Source organism: Burkholderia sp. S-53 (genome assembly GCF_025560745.1).
Taxonomy (GTDB): domain Bacteria; phylum Pseudomonadota; class Gammaproteobacteria; order Burkholderiales; family Burkholderiaceae; genus Burkholderia; species Burkholderia pyrrocinia.
In genome coordinates this window covers 191,954-210,390 of sequence record NZ_CP090484.1, presented here as the reverse complement: position 1 = coordinate 210,390, position 18,437 = coordinate 191,954, and the positions used below count along the sequence as shown (strand labels likewise).

The window sequence follows — 18,437 nt, the reverse complement described above, 5'->3', positions numbered from 1 at the left end:
ACATGTTTCCGGTGCGATTCAGCCGCGCCGCCATGATTAAGACGCGTCTAAATTCCGGCGTCATCGGGAGATTCACTGAATGGTGAGAATTGGCTATCCGGGCGTGCGAACCATCGTCCAATCGGATGATGTGGCGCCCTGCCCGCTGCGCTGGAATGCCCGTCAGGCCGTGCCGGCAAGCGTCCGGCGCCCACTCAGGGAAAACCGCGACGCGGGTTTACCTGATTCAGACGAATCCGATTCAGACAGGAGTTCCCATGCCGCTCGACCCCCAGGCGCAGGCGCTGCTTGCCGCGTTCGCCCAAGCACCCGCGATCGATTTCGCCCAGCTCACCGTTCCCGCGTACCGCGCGAGTCTCGCCGCGGGCGGTGCGTTCGCGCCCGGCGATGCCGTCGCCGCCGAAGAGGATTGGCAGATTCCCGCATCGGGCCGTCAGTTGTCCGCGCGGCTGTACCGGCCCGATGCCGCAGGGCCATTGCCGCTGACCGTGTTCTTCCACGGCGGCGGCTTCGTGGCGTGCGGCATCGATTCGCACGCGAACCTGTGCCGCAGCCTCGCGCAACGCGCGCGCACGCTCGTGCTGTCGGTCGACTACCGGCTCGCGCCCGAGGCGCGCTTCCCGGCGGCCGCGCACGACGCGTGCGATGCCGTGCGCTGGGCCGCCGCCAGCGCGCGCGATCTCGGCGCGCGCGCCGGTGCGTTGGCCGTGGCCGGCGACAGCGCCGGCGGCAATCTCGCGGCGGTCGCCGCGCTGCAGTTGCGCGGCTCGGGCATCGCGATCGCGCATCAGTTGCTGCTGTATCCGGTCGTCGATTGCGCGACCGAGCATCCGTCGTACGAATCGCTCGGCGACGGCTATTTCCTGACGGCCGACATGATGCGCTGGTTCAAGGGCCACTATTTCGACGACGGCGCGGATCGCGCGTCGCCGCTCGCGAGCCCGCTCGCCGCGCCGGACGTCGCGGGCGCGGCGCCGGCGACGATCGTCAGCGCCGAATTCGATCCGCTGCGCGACGAGGCCGAAGCGTACGCGCTGCGTCTCGCGCAGGCCGGCACGCCGGTGACGCTCGTGCGCTGGCCGGGCCAGTTGCACGGCTTCGCGAGCATGCTCGGCGCCGTCGACGCGGCCGACCGCGTGCTGACGTTCGGCGCCGCCGCGCTGCGCCGCGCATTCGACGCGACGGAGGCGCAATGACGCTCGCCGGCACGCTGGAGATCGTCGACGAGCTTCGTGCGGGCCGCATGGTCCTGCTCGTCGACGAAGAGGATCGCGAGAACGAAGGCGATCTCGTGATCGCGGCCGATCACGTGACGCCCGACGCGATCAATTTCATGGCGCGCTTCGGGCGCGGGCTGATCTGCCTGACGCTGACCGCCGAGCGCTGCGAACAGCTGCGGCTGCCGCCGATGGCCGACCGCAACGGCACGCCGTTCGGCACCGCGTTCACCGTCAGCATCGAGGCGGCCGAAGGCGTGACGACCGGCATATCGGCGGCCGATCGCGCGCATACGATCCGCGCGGCGGTCCGTTCGGGTGCGCGTCCCGACGATCTCGTGCAGCCCGGGCACGTGTTCCCGATCGCCGCGCGTCCGGGCGGCGTGCTCGTGCGCGCAGGGCACACCGAAGCCGGTTGCGATCTCGCGGCGCTTGCCGGGCTCACGCCCGCGTCGGTGATCTGCGAGGTGATGAACGACGACGGCACGATGGCGAGACTGCCGGAGCTGAAGGCGTTCGCCGCGCATCACGGGCTGAAGATCGGCACGATCGCCGACCTGATCCACTACCGCCGCGAGCACGAATCGCTCGTCGAACGCGTCGGCGAGCGGCCGCTGCATACGCCGTGGGGACGGTTCCGTGCGATCGAGTACCGCGACAGCGTGCACGGCGCGCCGCATCTCGCGCTCGTGCGCGGCGAACCCGATCCGGCGACGCCGGTGCTGACGCGCGTGCACGAATGCCATTCGCTGCTCGACCTGCTCGACGCGGAACCGTCCGCGCATTCGTGGCCGCTGCACGCCGCGCTGCAGCGGATCGATGCGGCCGGCTGCGGAGTCGCGGTGCTGCTCGACTGCGACATGCGCGGCGACGCGATGCGGATGCCGGCCGGCAATGTGCGTCGCGACGGGCGCGTGACGGGGATCGGGTCGCAGATCCTGCGCGATGTCGGCGTGCGGCGGCTGAACGTGCTGTCGAGCCCGTTCCGGCTGCCGGCGCTGTCGGGGCACGACCTGGAGATCATGGCGTTCATTCCGCTCGGCGACGACGATCCGGAAAGCGCGCGGGGCGCGCACGCGAACCCGCTTCGGGCGGCGTGATGGTCGGCTGATGCGCGGGATGGCCGGTCGCATGTCGCGAAACAGGCTATCGTTTGTTTCTGTTGAATACAGTCTCGGGTTTGTATTTTGACAATACATGCCATAGACTGTATTTTCCGATTACAAACGATCGCCTGTCATCCTGCGGAGCGCCCGATGGCCTTTCCTGTCCAGACCCTGACCCAGTTGCGCCCGATACTCGTCGGCTTCCGGAAATCCGCAGGGCTCACGCAGGCGCAATTGGCCGCCCGCCTGGGCGTCACGCAGCAATCCTACGCGCAGCTCGAAGCCAATCCGTCGGCGGTCAGCATCGAACGGCTCTTCAAGGTGCTGAACACGCTCGGCGTTCGGATGACGCTCGACCTGGGCGTGCCGGATGAATTGGCGGGGCCCGCCGATACCGAGGCCGATGCCGGGCCGGCGGCTCGCAAGCCGGCCGCGAAAAAGCGCATGCCGGACCCGGCGCGCGGTGTAACGGCAGCAAAATCCGCCAAAGCCCGAACCAAAACCACGACCGGCGCCGCGCGCAAGCGTCCCGCGACGGCAGCGGCGGGCAAGCCGCGCGTCTCGAAACGGGAGGACTGGTGACCGTGGCCGCGCGAGCCCGCCACGACCGGCTCGACCTGTGGATGAACGGCATTCCGGTCGGCTACTGGGAAGTCCGGCGCGGCGTCGAGCGCCTCGTCTACCTGCCGGGCTGGCTCGACGATCCCCAAGGGCGGCCGCTGTCGCTGTCGCTGCCCTTCACGCCCGGCAACCAGCCGCACCAGGGCGCGATCGTCGCCGACTACTTCGATAACCTGCTGCCGGACAGCGAGCCGATCCGCCGCCGCATCGCGCAGCGTTACCGGCTCCGCTCGACGGCGCCGTTCGAACTGCTCGCGTCGATCGGGCGCGATTGCGTCGGCGCGATCCAGATGCTGCCGCCCGGCGAGACGCCGGTCGACCTCGAGGCGATCGACGGCGTGACGCTCGACGACGCAGCCGTCGCCCACATGCTGCGTCACGCGACCGCCGCGCCGCTGCCCGGCCGCGCGGAGCCGGACGTCGACCTGCGCCTGTCGATCGCCGGCGCGCAGGAAAAGACCGCGCTGCTGCGTCAGGGCAACCGCTGGTTGCGGCCGTCGGGCAGCACGCCGACGACGCACATCTTCAAGCTGCCGCTCGGGCGCGTCGGAAACATGCAGGCCGACATGCGGACATCCGTCGAAAACGAATGGCTGTGCTCGAAGCTGGTCGCCGCATACGGCCTGCCGGTCGCGCCGTGCGAGATCGGCCGGTTCGACGACCAGAAGGCGCTGATCGTCGAGCGCTTCGACCGGCGTCCTTCGCGCGACGGCACGTGGATCCTGCGGCTGCCGCAGGAGGACATGTGCCAGGCGACCGGCACGCCGTCGGGCGCGAAATACGAATCCGACGGCGGCCCCGGCATCGAGACGATCATGGGCATCCTCGCGAATTCGGCCGACGCCGCGCACGACAGGAGGAATTTCTTCGTCGCGCAGTTCGTGTTCTGGGTGCTGGCGGCGATCGACGGCCATGCGAAGAACTTCAGCATCGCGCACCTGCCCGGCAACACGTACCGCAGCACGCCGCTGTACGACGTGCTGTCCGCGCATCCGATCGTCGGCACGCGCCGTAACCAGCTGCCGCCGCGCCGCGCGCGGCTCGCGATGGCCGTGTGCGGGAAGAACCGGCACTACGTGATCGGCGAGATCCAGCCGCGTCACTGGATCGCGCAGGGCCGGCGCGTCGGCCTGACCGAAGACGACGTGCACGCCGCGATGGCCGCGGTCGCCGCGCGCACGGAGCCCGCGATTGCCGAAGTCGCCGCGCAGATCCCGGCGGATTTTCCGGCGGATGTGGCGGACGCGATCTTCGACGGCATGCGTCGCCAGAGCCGCAAGCTTGCGGGTGGGTGATCGCGCGTGATGTTTCCCCGCGGTGTGCCGGGCTGGGGCGTGATGTGGCGCTTCAAGGCGTCGAATCGATTGATCGTCCTGATTGATTCGCCCGAGTTCACGCGAATTCGCGCGATTGCGCGACATGGTCCTCGCCGCGTTAGACGACAGCGAACCGCCGCATAAAGATGGCGCGGGCGGCAAGCGGATCGACACGTCGCACGCGCACCGGATCGGAGGTTGTCGGCAATTCATCCCGGCGGGCGGTGAAGCCTGCGGGCATTTCATTTCAAGCCGGTCCGGACGAAAGGCTCATCCACCCGGACGATGCGCGCCTGCACCACCGCCGCACAATGGTCGCCGTGCCCATCCCGACGCCCGCGCCCCCATGGAATCCGCCGACCTCACGACCGCGTTCAGCCCGCTGCAGATCGGCCCGCTGACGCTGCGCAACCGCCTGATCAAGTCCGCCACCAACGAAGGCATGACGCCGAACGGCGTGCCGTCGCGCGCGCTCGTCGGCTTCCACGAGCGCATTGCCGAAGGCGGCGCCGCGCTGACGACCGTCGCGTACTGCGCGATCAGCGACGACGGCCGCACGTTCGTCGACCAGGCCCGACTCGACGGGCCGACGGTCCGGCAATTCCGCGCGCTGACCGACGCCGTCCATCGCCACGGCGCGGCCGCCTCCGCGCAGATCACGCACGGCGGCTGCTTCACGTTCCTGCCGTCGCTGTCGACGAAACGCCCGTTGAGCGCGTCGGGCGGTTTCAACAAGGTCGGCGTGATGAGCGGCCGCTTCCTGAAGCAGGCGATGACGCGCGACCAGATGTCGGCGATCGCCGACGAATTCGCGCAGGCGGCGCGGCATGCGCGCGACGCCGGCTTCGATGCGGTCGAGATCCACATGGGGCACGGCTATCTGCTGAGCCAGTTCCTGTCGCCGCTGTACAACCGCCGCCGCGACGCATACGGCGGCGACGCGGCACGCCGCGCGGCGTTCCCGGTCGAGGTGCTGCGCCGCGTGCTCGATGCGGTGGGCCGCGATCTCGCCGTCGTCTGCAAGATCGGCGTGACCGAAGGCGTGCGCGGTGGCGGCACCGCCGACGATGCATGCGAGATCGCGCGGCGGCTGGAAGCCGAAGGCGCGCACCTGCTGGTGCTGAGCGGTGGGATGAACGTCGAATCGGTGTGGCAGCTATTCGGCAGCCCGCTGCCGGGTGAAGCGCGCGCGAACGCCGACAACGCGATCGTGCGTACCGCGATGATGCTGCAGAAGCTCACCGAGCCGAAAATGGGCGCCTTTCGCGAGATGTATTTCCTCGAACATTCCAGGAAGGTGCGCGCGGCCGTCAGGATGCCGCTCGCCTATCTCGGCGGTGTGCGCTCGCGCGAAAACGTCGAGCAGGCGATGCGCGAAGGTTTCGACGCGGCTGCGCTTGCCCGGGCGCTCGTGTTCGAACCGGGTTTCGTGAACGGGTTGCGCGACGGCCGGCTGACGCAGTCGGGCTGCACGTCGTGCAACCGCTGCGTCGTATCGATGTACACGCCGGGCGGCACCGCATGCGTGCTGCGCGAGCCGAACGACCCCGCGCCGAACCGCATGCCGGCCGCCGCCGCGTGAAACCTGACGCGTGACGCGGGTGCGCGGGCCGCTCAGCCCGCGTCGCGCGCGCGGGCGAGTGCCGCGAGATTCCCTTCCCCGAACCCGTGGTGCCCCTTGCGCTGCACGATCTCGAAGAAGATCTCGCCGGGCCGGCGCTTGACGAAGGTCTGGAAGAACAGGCGCGGCACGCCGTCGCTGCCGATCTCGCCATCGACCAGCACCGCGCGGCGGCGCAGCGCGTCGAGATCGACGCCGTGCCCGGGCAGCCGCGCATCGACGTCGTCGTAATAGCGTGCGGGCGGCTCGATGAATTCGACGCCGTTCGCGCGCAGCGCATCGACGCACGACAGGATGTCGTCGGTGGCCAGTGCGACGTGCTGGACGCCCTCGCCCGGATGGTCGGGCAGATACGCATGCATCAGCTCGGTGCGCCGCGTGCCTTCCTCGTAGACCGGAATCCGCACCGCGCCGCACGGCGACACCATCACGCGCGAGTCCTCCGACACATGCCAGTGCGCGTCGATTTCGTGGATTTCGCGAAAATGCAGCAGGTCGTGGTAGAAATCCAGCCACTCCCGCATGCGCCCCGCGCCGACGGTCTGCGTGAAATGATCGACCTGCTGCAGGCCGACGCCCACGCAATCGAGATCGGTATGCGCGGTTGCGATGTCGATCGGCCGGAAATCGATGTCGAAGATCGAGATGTCGCCGACGCCGCCGCGCTGGCCGTCCCGCCCGCGCCAGCGGTCGACGAAATACAGGTGCGAATCGCCGATGCCCTGGATCGCCGGGATCTTCAGCTCGCCGACGCCGACCCGCTCGCCCTCGAATGCCCACGCGCCGAGCTCGATCGCACGCTCGAACGCGCGCCGTGCGCTGGCCACGCGCAGCCCGATCGCGCAAACGCCCATTCCGTATTCCTCTGCGTAGCGCGCGGCGAACGATTCGGGCTCGGCATTGATCAGGAAATGCATCTGCCCTTGCCGGTACAGCGTGACGTTCTTGCTGACATGCCGCGCGATCGCCTTGAACCCGAGCTGCTCGAAGCGTTGCGCGAGCGCTTCCGGCACGGGCGCCGCGAATTCGACGAATTCGAGGCCGGCCATCCCGAGCGGATTGGCGGCCGGATCGGCAACGGGCGGCGTATCGCTGGACAGGGGGTGGGAATTGCCGGGCATTCCAGTCTCCGGGGGCATGCGGTCGATGGGGATGGCGCCCGGCGCGTGCGGCATGCGCGGCCGATGTGGCGACCGGGCATCCGCCCCGAACGGGCGAGTTTTCATGCTGCAGATTTTAACCAGATCGTTCACGGCGGCACACCCTGGCCGAACGGGATATCGATGCGCCGCCTAGTGCAAACCCGGAAAGCGTTCGATAATCGCACGAATCTGAACGATAATCGCGCACTTTATCCGATTGGCCAATTGCCGCCGTGCGGCGCGCGCCCTATTCTCCGTTCACCCATCGACTTCAATGCAGCATCGGACGCGGCGCCGCCACGATTCCACGATGCGCCGAGCCAGGAGACACCATGATGACCCCAACCTTCGACACCCTCGACGCCGCTGCCGGCGTCCGCGCGCGCAGCCAGGCCCGCAAGGCCGCGATCGGCAGCTTCGTCGGCGCTGTCGTCGACTGGTACGACTTCCTGCTGTACGGGATCGTCGCCGCGCTGGTATTCAATTCCGAGTTCTTCCCGAAAGTCAGCCCGACGATGGGCACGCTCGCGGCGTTCGCGACGTTCGGCGTCGGCTTCCTGTTCCGGCCGCTCGGCGGCGTCGTGTTCGGCCACTACGGCGACCGGCTCGGCCGCAAGCGGATGCTCGTGCTGACAGTGATGGTGATGGGGCTGTCGACGGTCGCGATCGGCCTGCTGCCGACCTTCGCAACCATCGGCTGGTGGGCGCCGGTGCTGCTGGTGCTGATGCGCGCGATCCAGGGTTTCGCGGTCGGCGGCGAATGGGGCGGCGCGGCACTGATGGCCGTCGAGAGCGCGCCGAAGCAAAAGAAAGCGTTCTACAGCAGCGGCGTGCAGGTGGGCTACGGCGTCGGGCTGGTGCTGGCCACGGGCATCGTGTCGATCCTGAGCCACACGCTCGGCGAAGCCGCGTTCAAGTCGTGGGGCTGGCGCCTGCCGTTCGTGTTCAGCATCGTGCTGGTGCTGATCGGGCTGTGGGTGCGCAAGAGCATGGACGAATCGCAGGAGTTCGTCGAGAAGGTCGAGCACGGCAACCGCAAGTTGCGCCTGCCGGTGCTGGAAGCGCTGACGCGCCATCCGAAGGCGTTCCTGCTGATCATCGCGCTGCGGCTCGCCGAACTGTTCACGATGTATATCGTCACCGCGTTCGCGCTCAGCTATTCGACGACGAACCTCGGCATGTCGCGCGACCTGTTCCTGAACATCGGCCTGCTGGTCGGTGCGGTGAGCTGCGTGACGATCCCGTGCTTCGCGTGGCTGGCCGACCGCTACGGCCTGCGCCGCATCTACCTGATCGGCGCGCTGATCGGCCTCGCGTCCGCGGTGCCGTTCTTCGTTGCACTGGAGGCGCGGTCGATCGCGTGGATCGTGATCTTCTCGATCCTGCTTGCGAACGCCGCGCACGACATGGTCGTGAGCGTCCAGCAGCCGCTGTTCACCGAGCTGTTCGGCGCCGAATACCGCTACAGCGGCGCGGGCGTGGGTTACCAGTTCGCGAGCGTCGTCGGCGGCGGGTTCACGCCGTTCATCGCGATCGGCCTCGTCAGCCTGGCCGGCGGCTCGTGGCACCTCGTCGCCGGTTATCTCGCGGTGGGTTGCCTGATCTCGCTGGTGATTGCCGCGCGGATGCGGGCAGCGCAGTGACGAAGTGAGCGCGTGGCCGGCCCGATCCGCGGCCGGCCATTTCCCTGCGTCGGCCGCCAGCCGTACGGCGGTACCCCCGACTCAACGTCAAACACCGTCAATCACGCGCGCCGATCCCCCTTTTCCCTTCTGAACATTCCACGTCGCCCGCCGACCAATGGCATCATATGGGCCTACGTCAGTCACCGATACGCCCCCATATCATGTCGAATCTCATCGTCCACGGCGGCACTCCGCTGCGCGGGGACATCAAGCCGTCCGCGAACAAGAACGCCGTCCTGCCGATCCTGTGCGCCACCCTGTTGACCGATCAGCCGCTGCGCCTGGTCGGCGTGCCGGACATCACCGACGTACGCAAGATCCTCGACATCTTCCGCACGCTCGGCAGCGACGTGTCGGTCGACTTCACGACGGGCCTGCTCGAACTCCACCATCGCAACACGAAGTTCGATCCGGCCGTCCACCGGCTGCCGGAGGCGATGCGCTCGTCGATCATGCTGATTCCGCCGCTGCTCGCGCGCTTCGGCGTCGCGCGCCTCGAGAACGACGTGAAAGGCTGCACGCTCGGCGTGCGCGAGATCGATCCGCACGTCGAGGTGTTCGAGCGCTTCGGCGCGCACATCGAGCGCACGCCCGATTCGCTGATCGTCCGCACCGACGGCCCGCTGACGGCCAACGATCACTGGTTCGACTACGCGTCGGTGACGACCACCGAGAACTTCGCGCTGTGCGCGACGGCCGCGAGCGGCACGTCGACGTTGATGAACGCGGCGTCCGAGCCGCACGTGCAGGAGTTCTGCCAGTTCCTCGCGATGATCGGCGTCACCATCGAAGGTATCGGCACGTCGCGGCTCTGCGTGACGGGCGGTGGCAAACTCGGCGGCGGAGAATTCCGCTTCGCCGAGGATTTCCACGAGATCGCGACGTTCCTCGCGCTCGGCGCGATCACGGGCGGCGATATCACGGTGCGCAACTCGTCGCCCGAGCATTTCCCGCTGATCGACCGCACGTTCGCGAAGTTCGGCGTCAACGTCACGCACCGCGACGGCTGGTCGCGCGCGGAACGCGACGGCCCGCTGCGCGTGCGCCGGCCGTTCACGCAGAACATCCTGACCAAGGTCGAGGCCGCGCCATGGCCGTACCTGCCGGTCGACCTGCTGCCGATCTTCATCGCACTCGGCGTGCGCGCGGAAGGCAGCGCGATGTTCTGGAACAAGGTCTACGACGGTGCGCTCGGCTGGTCCGGCGAACTGTCGAAGTTCGGCGCGCACGTGCTGCTGTCGGATCCGCACCGGCTGATCACGTTCGGCGGGCTGCAACTGACGCCGGCACGCGTCGAGAGCCCGTACATCATCCGCGTCGCGATCGCGCTGCTGATGGTGGCCGCGAGCATCGAAGGCCGCTCGGAAATCATGAACGCGCTGCCGATCCGCCGCGCGCATCCGCATTTCGTCGAGAACCTGCGCTCGGTCGGCGCGAACGTCGAGTGGACCAGCAGCGAATAATGCCGCTCGGGCGGGTGCGGCTCGCGTGAAGTCGGCGCCGCATCCGTCTGCCCTCCTTCCTTGGCCGGCGTCGGCAGACTCCCCGGCAACCGGCGCGCGTTGCAGGATCGCCGCTTCGCTTCCAGGCGTTACTCCCCCTCCCCGCACCCGACGTCGCCCGCTCCCATGTGGTCGAAGCCGTAAAGCATCACGGCAGTCGTCCCGTGCGCGGGATCGCTCGGCCGCCTGCCGAGGCTGTTGTCGGTCGGGCTCGACGGATACTGGATGCTCGTGTCCATCAGGTTGTCCGGCTGCTTGCGCAGTTCCGCTTCGGTCAGCTTGCGACCTTCCGCGTGCGGCAACCCGAACGCCTTGCGCACGTCCGCTTCGTTCCACGTTCCCTTCAGCGTGACGGTGACCATCTGCAGGTCGCCATGCTCCCAGTCCAGGTCGACTTTCGTCGCGAGCGGATGGATGCGGGCCGCGAGCCGGTCGGGGAATGCAGGGCCTTCGTAATACGCCTTCGTGTTCTTGCACGCGTCGCCGGTGTTCCGGTACTTCTTCAGCGCGCAGTTGAAGCGCTTGTCACGGTAGTCGAATGTCGTTTCGACGTAGCAGCCGAATTTCGGCGACGTCATGCGTGGCCACGCTCGGATGTCGACGGCCGGACGAGCGAGTCCGGCGTCACTTGCAGGACTGGCGCCTGCGAGCGCCGGCACGGCCGCAGCGAACAAGGCCACCGCGAATTCACGAAGTTTCATGCTGGGTTCCAGAAAAACGATGATCGTGTCATGCGCGCGATCCGATGGTTCACGGCAAAACCAGATTCAGACTTGTCCAATTGCTCCCGCACCTGCCCCGGCCTCAAGCTTCTTTCCTTTCCGGGCGGTGGCTGACGAAAGCCACTCAACCCGCGATCCGACAGGAACTGGTGCCGCACATGAAACCCCGATACACCCTGACGCAGATGCGTGAGGTCTGGCTCGATGCATATCGTCACGCTGACATCGAGCAGCTCGATTTCGTGGCGAGCCCGCATTTTTTCGTCCAGCACGAGAATCGCATTCGGACGAAGACGCAATATCTCGCAAGGATGCGCACCCTTGCGGCCGATCGCATGTCGGGCGCACCGCATTTCGTGTATCGGGATGAAGCCATGCAGATCGTCGAGCACGGACAATGGGCGACGATATCGGGTGTCGGGGCCGTCTGGAAAGACCGGGCGATCGACTCCCGCTTCGATTTCCTGGAGCTATGGCGCATCAACGACGCACGATGGCGGATTGCGGCACTGTGCTACGAGCACAAGGAAATCGACGCGCATCGCCCGGCCTGATCGCAGCGTTCCTGTCGGTAGCACACCCGGAATTCGCGACGTTCAGGCAAACGGATTTCGCAGTACCGGACCGCCGTCCACGCGCAGGCCGTCGTGCATGTCCTCGGTGTACAGGTACTCGCAGCCCTCGAGCGACGCGGCGGCGACGATGCACGCGTCATAGAAGGACAAGCCATGCCGTTCCGCGAGCCTTCGCGCCAGGTCATGCGTATCGATCGTGACCGGTACGACATGGCACAAGCTCCTGATCGGTTCCAGAAACTGCCCCACATCGCTCCACGGCATCCGCAATTTTCGACTGCACACGCTGGCGACTTCGTTCAGTACCTGGACACTGATGGTCGGCCGCCGAAGGAACAGCGCCTCCGCCCGATCCGCCTTGGTTTCGTCCTCGGACAGCAGATAAAGCACGACATTGCTGTCGACGAACGATTTCGCCGACTCAATCCCGCTCATTCGCGTCGTCCCGGCTGAACTTGAAATCGGCGGGCAGCTTGCCCCTGAAACGCCGCAACCGTTGCAGAAGTTCATCGGCCCGCGGCTTGCGGCTGACGGCAAAAACGCGCGGGCTATCGACCACGATTTCGATATCGTCCCCTTCACGGAGCTCCAGTGCATCGACCACACTGGCGGGAAGGCGGACGGCCAGGCTATTGCCCCACTTTGCGACCTGCATGCTGACCCCCTCGGATATACATCGGTGATTGTATATCTTCCATATCTCGCCTGCAAAATCGGGGCATGACGCATGCGTCGGAAGCCGCCGCCGTTCGAATCGCGCGATAATCGCCCACTCCCGCGCGATCACCGCGCATGACGGCGCCGCTCCCGACGATGAAAAAGCCCGAACTCGACCGACGCGACTGGATTGCCGGCCTCGAAAAAGGCCTGATGATCCTGGAGGCATTCGACAGCCAGCACGCGCGCATGACGCCCACGCAGGCCGCCGCGCGCACCGGCCTGACGCGCACGGCCGCGCGGCGCTACCTGCTGACGCTCGAATCGCTCGGCTACGTCTACACCGACGGCAAGCTGTACGGCCTGACGCCGCGGGTGCTGCGGGTCGGCTGGTCGTACTTCGACTCGGCGCGGCTGCCGCGCACGGTTCAGCCCTATCTGCAGCAACTGAGCGCGTCGCTGAACGAATCGGCTTACGTGAGCGTGCTCGACGGCTGGGAACTCGTGTTCATCGCGCGCAACGGCGTGTCGCGCGTGATGTCGACCGGCTTCGTGCTCGGCGCACGCGTGCCGGCGCCGCTGACGTCGCCGGGCGTCGTGCTGCTCGCGCATCATCCCGATCGCGAGGCCGTTCGCGCGTGGCTCGACGACACCGAGCTGACGCCGTTCACGCCGCACACGATCACCAACAAGGCGCGCCTGCTCGAACAGGTCGACCAGGCGCGCGACGCCGGTTTCGCGGCGATCGAACAGCAATTGCAGGTCGGCGTGCGCGGGATCGCGGTGCCGCTGAAGAACCGTCACGGCGAAGTGGTCGCCGCGCTGAGCACGAACATGCCGATCGGCACGGAGACGACCGACGCCGCCGTGCGGCGCGTGCTGCCGCACCTGCAGGAAGCCGCGCTCGCGATGCTGAACGTGCTGTAGCGTCCCGCCCAGCGCGATGCCTGCTACACCGCTACGCGACGGATAACACCGCTGGACCGCAACCGGCAGCATGCCGGCCGCGCTTCGTCCCCTTCACCTTCACCCGATCCGCCACCACCGCGGCAGCAGATCGCGCACCTCCCGCCGCCGGTAACGATCGTCGATCAGATGCACGACGCCTTCGTCGCGCTCGGTGCGGATCACGCGCCCGGCCGCCTGCACGACCTTCTGCAAGCCCGGATACAGGTACATGTAGTCGTAGCCGTTGCCGAAGCGCGCGTCCATCGCACGCCGCATCTGCTCGTTGACATCGTTGACCTGCGGCAACCCGAGCGTCGCGATGAATGCGCCGATCAACCGTTCGCCGACCAGGTCCACGCCTTCCGAGAACGCGCCGCCCAGCACCGCGAAACCGACGCCGCGCCCGCCCGCGTCGAAGCGAGCAAGAAATGCGTCGCGCTCGCTTTCGGCCATGCCGGGCGCCTGCGCCCACACGGGCACGTCCGGATGGCGCGTCTGCATCAGCGCGACCACGCGCCCGAGGTAGTCGAAGCTGCTCAGGAAACCGAGGTAGTTGCCGGGCCGGGTCGCGTATTGCGCGGCGATCAGGTCGACGATCGGCTCGAGCGAACGGTCGCGGTCGCGCCAGCGCGTCGATACGTGGCTCGCGACGCGCACCGTCAGCTGCTCGGCGCGGAACGGCCCGTCGACGTCAAGCCAGCCGGTGTCGCCGGGCAGCCCGAGCGTGTCGCGGTAGAAATGGAACGGGCTCAGCGTGCCAGAGAACAGCACGGTCGCGCGCGCGGCTTCGTAGCGCGGCGCGAGAAAGCCGGCCGGGATCACGTTGCGCACGCACAGCGTCGACTGGACGCGGCGCCGGCGGCTGGCTGACGCGACGCCGTCGAGGGCCGGCTGGCGCGGCATCGGCTCGCCTTGCAGCGTTACGTCGAAGATCGACGCGCTGTCGAAGGCTTCGGCGAGCACGCCGAACTGGATCGCCTCGAAATGAAAGCGCAGCAGCGCATCGCCGTTCGCGCGCGGCGCGTCTGTCAGGTGTTCGCCGATCGCCGCGACGAGGTTCTGTACGGCCGACACGATCGGGCCCGGAATGTCCGGATACGCCGCATAGCGTTCGGCCTGCGCGCGATTGATCGTGCCCCACGCGCGGGCGAGCCGGTCGAACGCCTTGCGCAGCGCCGCGGGCGCGGCTTCGCGCGCGGCCGCGAACGCGAACGGATCGAGCGACGCGCTGTACATCTTGCGCGCCCGGTCCAGCAGGTTGTGCGCTTCGTCGACGAGCACGCCGACGCGCCACTGGTTCTGCTGCGCGAGCGCGTGCAGCATCGCGCTGCCGTCGTAGTAGTAGTTGTAGTCGCCGATCATCATGTCCGACCAGCGCGCGAGCTCCTGCGCGAGGTAGTACGGGCAGACGTCGTGCGCGAGCGCGGCCGCGCGCACGGTATCGCGATCGAGCAGCCCGGCGCCGATCGCCGCATCGCGCGCGGCCGGCAGCCGGTCGTAGAAGCCTTGCGCGAGCGGGCACGATTCGCCGTGGCACGCTTTGTCCGGGTGCTCGCATGCTTTGTCGCGCGCGACGAGTTCCAGCACGCGCAGCGGCAGCGCGGGCGTGCCGGCGCCGAGCGTCGTCGCCGCTTCGAGCGCGAGCGCGCGTCCGGGCGTTTTCGCGGTGAGGAAGAACACATGGTCGAGCTCGCCCTCGCCGCACGCCTTCAGCAGCGGGAACACGGTGCCGAGCGTCTTGCCGATGCCGGTCGGCGCCTGCGCCATCAGGCAGCGTTCGTCGCGCGCCGCACGATAGACGGCGACCGCCAGCTCGCGCTGGCCGCTACGGAACTGCCCGTGCGGAAACGCAAGCGCGCGCAGCGCCGCATCGCGCGCCGCGCGATGGGCCGTCTCGCGCTCGGCCCAGCCGACGAAGCACGCGCACTGCTCGGCAAAGAATGCCGCGAGCGTGGCCGCGTCCAGCGTTTCCGTCAGCACGGTCTCGCGCTCGGACACGATGTCGAAATACACGAGCGCGACGTCGATTTCGGCGAGGCCGCGCGCGTCGCACATCAAGTGCGCATAGACCTTCGCCTGCGCCCAGTGCAGCGCGCGGTGGTTCGCCGGCATCGCGTCGAGGCTGCCGCGATAGGTCTTGATTTCCTCGAGGCGGTTCGCCACGGGATCGTAGCCGTCCGCACGGCCGCGCACGGTGAGCGTGCCCCACGTGCCCGTCAGCGCGATCTCGGTTTCGTAGCGCGCGCCGCGGTTCGACGTGACCGCGCCGTGGCCGGCGATGCCTTCGAGCGCGGTCGGCGCGGGCGTGAAGCGCAGGTCGAGATCGCCGCGCCGCGCGGTGAACTCGCACATCGCCCGCACGGCGACGACGTAGCTCACGCGGACAGCCCCGCCGCTTCGGCGTGCGCCACGCCCGCGCCGGCCCACTCGACATCGACGACGCGCACCGGAATGCCGTGCGCGACGCAGTACGCGAGCCAGCGCGTCTGGTTGTCCTGCAGCCGGTCTCCGGGGCCCTTCACCTCGATCAGCTCGTAGCGGCGCTCGCCGGGCCAGAAGCGAACGAGATCGGGCAGCCCCGAGCGGTTGCTGCGGATATCCGCGAGCAGGCGCGCGAACCACAGCCGCAGGTGCTCGGGCGGCAGGCACGCGAGCGCCTCGTCGAGCAGTTCGTCAGTCAGCACGCCCCAGAACACGAACGGCGACTGCAGCCCCGCCTTCATCGCAAAATGCCGGCGGATCGTGTCGCGGTACGCGCCCGAATCGAGTTGCGCGAAACAGGCGGCGAACGCGTCCGCACGGCGCGCGGCGAAATCGGGTGCGTGCAGGTCGGCCGGGCCGCGCTGGAACGGGTGGAAGAATGCACCGGGCACGGCTGCGAACACGGGTTCCCAGCACAGCAGCCCGAACAGCGAATTGATCAGCGTGTTTTCGACGTAATGGACCGGCGACGCCGGTTGCGCGAGATGGTCGCGCACCGCGAATTCGACGCTGACGAACGCATCGGGGCGCACCAGCACGAGCGTCTCTCGCGGCACGTCCGGCGCGGCGGCCGCGCGTTCGACGCGCTGGCCGACGCGGCGCTGCAGGCGCGGCAGCATGCGCTCGACGCGCTGGCGCTCCTCGTCGCTCTCGAAGCCGCCGCGCGCATCGAGCGCCAGCGCGAGCGCGTCGTCGTCGCGCCCGCAGCGTTCGAGCACGCGGATGCGCCGATGGCGGCTGCCGGGCCATGCGCTGCGGGTGTATGCATCGAGCGCGGCGGCCCAGTCGGCGCGGCGCTCGCAGGTCTGCCCGAGCGCGAACAGCAGCTTCGCGCGACGCGTCGCGAGCCACGGCTGCGCGCAGCCCACCGCGTCGATCGCGCGCAGCAGGTCGTCGAACGGCAGATCGTCGGGCCATGCGTCGAGCGCATCGCGACACATCTGCAGCGCGAGATACGCATCGACGTCGCCGCGCTGCTGGAACGCGCGAGACGACGGCGCGATCGGCACGCTTTCGTACTGGAACGCGCCGAGATCGGCGAGCACGAATTCGCTCCAGTCCTGATGGAGATTGCCGAAGAACATCAGGCGCAGCCGGTCGCACAGCGCGCCGACCGTCACGCGCAGCACGCGGTCGCCGGCCTTTGCGCACCACGCATCGAGCGGCTGCGCGACGTCGTGCACGGGCCGCAGCCGTTCGAGCCATTCGGGCTTGCGCTCGCCCGCATGTGCGGCGAGCGACGGGAAGATGCGCAGCAGTTCGGCCTTGGTAGACAGCGCGAACAGTTCGTCGAGCGTCAGAGCGGGCGCCGGATCGACCCAGCCGAGTTCGACGAGCGGCGCGGCCGCATCGAGCGTGCAGCCGATTTCGTCGTACGCGAGCTTGCTCGCGCGGAAGTCGGACCCGTTGCGCATCAGCATCCGCACGAGCAGCGCGCGCGACGCCTGCGGCAGCGTCGCGAAATCGCGGACGAACGCCTGCTCCCGATGGTCGAGCAGGTCGTCGTAACGCTCGCCGAGCCAGGCCAGCGCGCGTTCGAAATTGGTCAGGTAGTAAAACGCCGGGGGCGTCGGCGAAGCGGGTGTCACGGGAATCGATCACTGTACGTTTGTACAGGTCGGAATCATATCAAATGTGACGGGAAGTGCCGCATGCCGCCGCCCGTGCTCACCCGGCTCCGGTCAGAACTGGTAATTCACCGACATGTCGAACACGCCGTTGGTCGACTGCTGCGTGATCGGGCTGCGCGCCGCGCGGCCGACGAGCTGCTCGATCGCGCCGTCCATCGTGACGAACCAGTGCTTGTTCACGAACCAGACCATCGTCACGCCGACGCCGGCCGACTTGATTCCCGCGCCCGACGAATAGGCCGGCAGCCCCGAACGCGCGGCGGCACCCTGGCTCACGCCGAACCAGCTGTTCATGTAGCGCGAGTCGGCGAACGACACGGTCGGCCCCGCGAACCAGAAGAAGTTTTCGTTGCTGCCGGGCATCGGCATGTACGCGGAGAAATCGCCGGTCCAGCCGTTCGAGCCGCCGATGCTGCGCCGGACATCCGCGCGCAGCACGAGCGGGAATTCCTTCGAGATCACGTAATCGGCGGCCAGTTTCATCACGGGCGCCGCGTTGATGTTGTCGAGGCCGTTCAGGTGGCCGAGATCGTCGGCCGAGCGGCGCCCGAGGTCATAGCCGACCGACAGGCTCACGCGCCAGTTCGGCCCGCGCAGCACGTTCGCGCCCAGCCCCTCGCCGGTCGACAGGAAGAACAGGTCGCGATAGCGGATGTCGAGATTCGGGCCGCCCAGCACACGATAGCGGTCGGAGCCCGCATAGCGCGGCTGCAGCGTCATCGCGGCGCCGACGCTGACCTGCCAGGTGGAGATGGTCGGATCGAACAGTTTCTCGAGCGGCACGCCCGCCGAGTATTGCCACTCGCCGAGCGGCGAAGGTGTCTGGGCCGACGCGTCGCGGGCGCCGGCCGCGGCGAGCGCCGCGCATGCCGACAGGCCGGATACGAACCGGCGTGCGCCGGGTGACAGCAACGGGCGAGCAACAGTCATCGAAGGCGGTCTCCGTCGGTTGCGCGAAACGAACCAGAGGGAAAGCGCGTTGCGCCTCTTCGGCAGCAGCGGCTGGCGGCCTGCGGCGCGAACGTAGCGTGCGCTGAATTAACGGACATCCTACGCGACGCGCGCGCAGTCGCAAAGCGCCTGCTGCGCGCGGGCACTTGTGTCTCGTTCCCGCGTGGATGGATGGAGCGTTGCCGAATCGGAAACGCTCGACGTGATAATGCAACGAGCGCGATTCGAAATAGCGGCCGCATGCGTTCGCGTCGTAACGTAT

The 18,437-nt window shown here is 68.1% G+C and carries 16 protein-coding genes; 9 read left to right on the top strand and 7 right to left on the bottom strand.

The genetic code is table 11. The annotated features are described in order from the left end of the window. The first annotated feature begins 257 nt into the window (after positions 1 to 257). The 5 genes from LXM88_RS23145 to LXM88_RS23125 all read left to right on the top strand — a co-directional run bounded on the left by LXM88_RS23145 (position 258) and on the right by LXM88_RS23125 (position 5,842). Positions 258 to 1,196: an alpha/beta hydrolase gene (locus LXM88_RS23145; protein WP_262544663.1), complete on the top strand. Its 939-nt coding sequence runs from the start codon at positions 258 to 260 to the stop codon at positions 1,194 to 1,196. After that, positions 1,193 to 2,317 (top strand): bifunctional 3,4-dihydroxy-2-butanone-4-phosphate synthase/GTP cyclohydrolase II, encoded by a 1,125-nt coding sequence (ribBA, locus tag LXM88_RS23140; protein WP_262544661.1) that lies wholly within the window; start codon positions 1,193 to 1,195, stop codon positions 2,315 to 2,317. The genes LXM88_RS23145 and ribBA overlap by 4 nt, the downstream gene beginning before the upstream one ends. Before the next feature lie 156 nt (positions 2,318 to 2,473). Beyond that, a complete protein-coding gene (locus tag LXM88_RS23135; protein ID WP_262544659.1) occupies positions 2,474 to 2,905 on the top strand; it encodes a helix-turn-helix domain-containing protein in 432 nt (143 codons plus the stop codon). A 2-nt stretch (positions 2,906 to 2,907) separates the two neighbouring features. Then, positions 2,908 to 4,239, top strand: a complete 1,332-nt coding sequence (locus LXM88_RS23130; RefSeq protein WP_262544658.1) for a type II toxin-antitoxin system HipA family toxin — start codon at positions 2,908 to 2,910, stop codon at positions 4,237 to 4,239. A 367-nt stretch (positions 4,240 to 4,606) separates the two neighbouring features. After that, positions 4,607 to 5,842, top strand: coding sequence for an NADH:flavin oxidoreductase (locus LXM88_RS23125; RefSeq protein ID WP_262544657.1), 1,236 nt, complete (start codon positions 4,607 to 4,609; stop codon positions 5,840 to 5,842). Between the two features lie 32 nt (positions 5,843 to 5,874). On the opposite strand, the gene LXM88_RS23120 is transcribed toward LXM88_RS23125, so the two are convergent. Beyond that, entirely contained in the window at positions 5,875 to 7,002 is a 1,128-nt protein-coding gene (locus LXM88_RS23120) for a 4-hydroxyphenylpyruvate dioxygenase family protein (protein ID WP_262544656.1), read from the bottom strand. Positions 7,003 to 7,358: 356 nt separating this feature from the next. On the opposite strand from LXM88_RS23120, the gene shiA reads away from it, so the two are divergent. Both shiA and LXM88_RS23110 read left to right on the top strand, forming a co-directional pair. Further along, positions 7,359 to 8,666: a shikimate transporter gene (gene shiA, locus LXM88_RS23115; RefSeq protein WP_262547109.1), complete on the top strand. Its 1,308-nt coding sequence runs from the start codon at positions 7,359 to 7,361 to the stop codon at positions 8,664 to 8,666. Between the two features lie 203 nt (positions 8,667 to 8,869). Continuing rightward, a complete protein-coding gene (locus tag LXM88_RS23110; RefSeq protein WP_047903294.1) occupies positions 8,870 to 10,171 on the top strand; it encodes a UDP-N-acetylglucosamine 1-carboxyvinyltransferase in 1,302 nt (433 codons plus the stop codon). Positions 10,172 to 10,299: 128 nt separating this feature from the next. Here the strand turns inward: LXM88_RS23110 and LXM88_RS23105 are convergent, their stop codons facing one another. Then, the gene (locus LXM88_RS23105) at positions 10,300 to 10,788 is read right to left on the bottom strand and encodes a hypothetical protein (RefSeq protein ID WP_262544654.1); all 489 of its coding nucleotides are present in this window, start codon (positions 10,786 to 10,788) and stop codon (positions 10,300 to 10,302) included. Positions 10,789 to 11,090: 302 nt separating this feature from the next. Between LXM88_RS23105 and LXM88_RS23100 the strand changes: the two genes are divergently transcribed. Then, positions 11,091 to 11,486: a DUF4440 domain-containing protein gene (locus tag LXM88_RS23100; RefSeq protein WP_262547107.1), complete on the top strand. Its 396-nt coding sequence runs from the start codon at positions 11,091 to 11,093 to the stop codon at positions 11,484 to 11,486. Positions 11,487 to 11,528: 42 nt separating this feature from the next. Here the strand turns inward: LXM88_RS23100 and LXM88_RS23095 are convergent, their stop codons facing one another. Together LXM88_RS23095 and LXM88_RS23090 are read right to left on the bottom strand one after the other, a co-directional pair. Further along, positions 11,529 to 11,942 (bottom strand): PIN domain-containing protein, encoded by a 414-nt coding sequence (locus LXM88_RS23095; protein WP_262544653.1) that lies wholly within the window; start codon positions 11,940 to 11,942, stop codon positions 11,529 to 11,531. Then, positions 11,929 to 12,162 carry an AbrB/MazE/SpoVT family DNA-binding domain-containing protein gene (locus tag LXM88_RS23090; RefSeq protein WP_262544652.1) on the bottom strand — a complete coding sequence of 78 codons (234 nt, stop codon included), beginning with the start codon at positions 12,160 to 12,162 and terminating at the stop codon, positions 11,929 to 11,931. Before LXM88_RS23090 ends, LXM88_RS23095 begins: the two co-directional genes overlap by 14 nt. Before the next feature lie 158 nt (positions 12,163 to 12,320). On the opposite strand from LXM88_RS23090, the gene LXM88_RS23085 reads away from it, so the two are divergent. Next, positions 12,321 to 13,091, top strand: a complete 771-nt coding sequence (locus LXM88_RS23085; protein ID WP_262544651.1) for an IclR family transcriptional regulator domain-containing protein — start codon at positions 12,321 to 12,323, stop codon at positions 13,089 to 13,091. Positions 13,092 to 13,190: 99 nt separating this feature from the next. Here the strand turns inward: LXM88_RS23085 and LXM88_RS23080 are convergent, their stop codons facing one another. From LXM88_RS23080 to LXM88_RS23070, 3 genes are all read right to left on the bottom strand, one after another. Beyond that, positions 13,191 to 15,491 (bottom strand): ATP-dependent DNA helicase, encoded by a 2,301-nt coding sequence (locus tag LXM88_RS23080; protein WP_262544650.1) that lies wholly within the window; start codon positions 15,489 to 15,491, stop codon positions 13,191 to 13,193. After that, entirely contained in the window at positions 15,488 to 17,182 is a 1,695-nt protein-coding gene (locus tag LXM88_RS23075; RefSeq protein WP_262544649.1) for a VRR-NUC domain-containing protein, read from the bottom strand. Before LXM88_RS23075 ends, LXM88_RS23080 begins: the two co-directional genes overlap by 4 nt. A 93-nt stretch (positions 17,183 to 17,275) precedes the next feature. Continuing rightward, a complete protein-coding gene (locus LXM88_RS23070) occupies positions 17,276 to 18,154 on the bottom strand; it encodes a MipA/OmpV family protein (protein ID WP_047903301.1) in 879 nt (292 codons plus the stop codon). Between the last annotated feature and the right edge of the window lie 283 nt (positions 18,155 to 18,437).

Coding starts and splice junctions, on each gene's coding strand:
- LXM88_RS23120 (WP_262544656.1), bottom strand. CDS start 7,002: ATGCCCGGCAATTCCCACCCCCTGTCCAGCGATACGCCGCCCGTTGCC.
- LXM88_RS23125 (WP_262544657.1), top strand. CDS start 4,607: ATGGAATCCGCCGACCTCACGACCGCGTTCAGCCCGCTGCAGATCGGC.
- LXM88_RS23090 (WP_262544652.1), bottom strand. CDS start 12,162: ATGCAGGTCGCAAAGTGGGGCAATAGCCTGGCCGTCCGCCTTCCCGCC.
- LXM88_RS23145 (WP_262544663.1), top strand. CDS start 258: ATGCCGCTCGACCCCCAGGCGCAGGCGCTGCTTGCCGCGTTCGCCCAA.
- ribBA (WP_262544661.1), top strand. CDS start 1,193: ATGACGCTCGCCGGCACGCTGGAGATCGTCGACGAGCTTCGTGCGGGC.
- LXM88_RS23105 (WP_262544654.1), bottom strand. CDS start 10,788: ATGACGTCGCCGAAATTCGGCTGCTACGTCGAAACGACATTCGACTAC.
- LXM88_RS23100 (WP_262547107.1), top strand. CDS start 11,091: ATGAAACCCCGATACACCCTGACGCAGATGCGTGAGGTCTGGCTCGAT.
- LXM88_RS23085 (WP_262544651.1), top strand. CDS start 12,321: ATGAAAAAGCCCGAACTCGACCGACGCGACTGGATTGCCGGCCTCGAA.
- shiA (WP_262547109.1), top strand. CDS start 7,359: ATGACCCCAACCTTCGACACCCTCGACGCCGCTGCCGGCGTCCGCGCG.
- LXM88_RS23095 (WP_262544653.1), bottom strand. CDS start 11,942: ATGAGCGGGATTGAGTCGGCGAAATCGTTCGTCGACAGCAATGTCGTG.
- LXM88_RS23135 (WP_262544659.1), top strand. CDS start 2,474: ATGGCCTTTCCTGTCCAGACCCTGACCCAGTTGCGCCCGATACTCGTC.
- LXM88_RS23110 (WP_047903294.1), top strand. CDS start 8,870: ATGTCGAATCTCATCGTCCACGGCGGCACTCCGCTGCGCGGGGACATC.
- LXM88_RS23070 (WP_047903301.1), bottom strand. CDS start 18,154: ATGACTGTTGCTCGCCCGTTGCTGTCACCCGGCGCACGCCGGTTCGTA.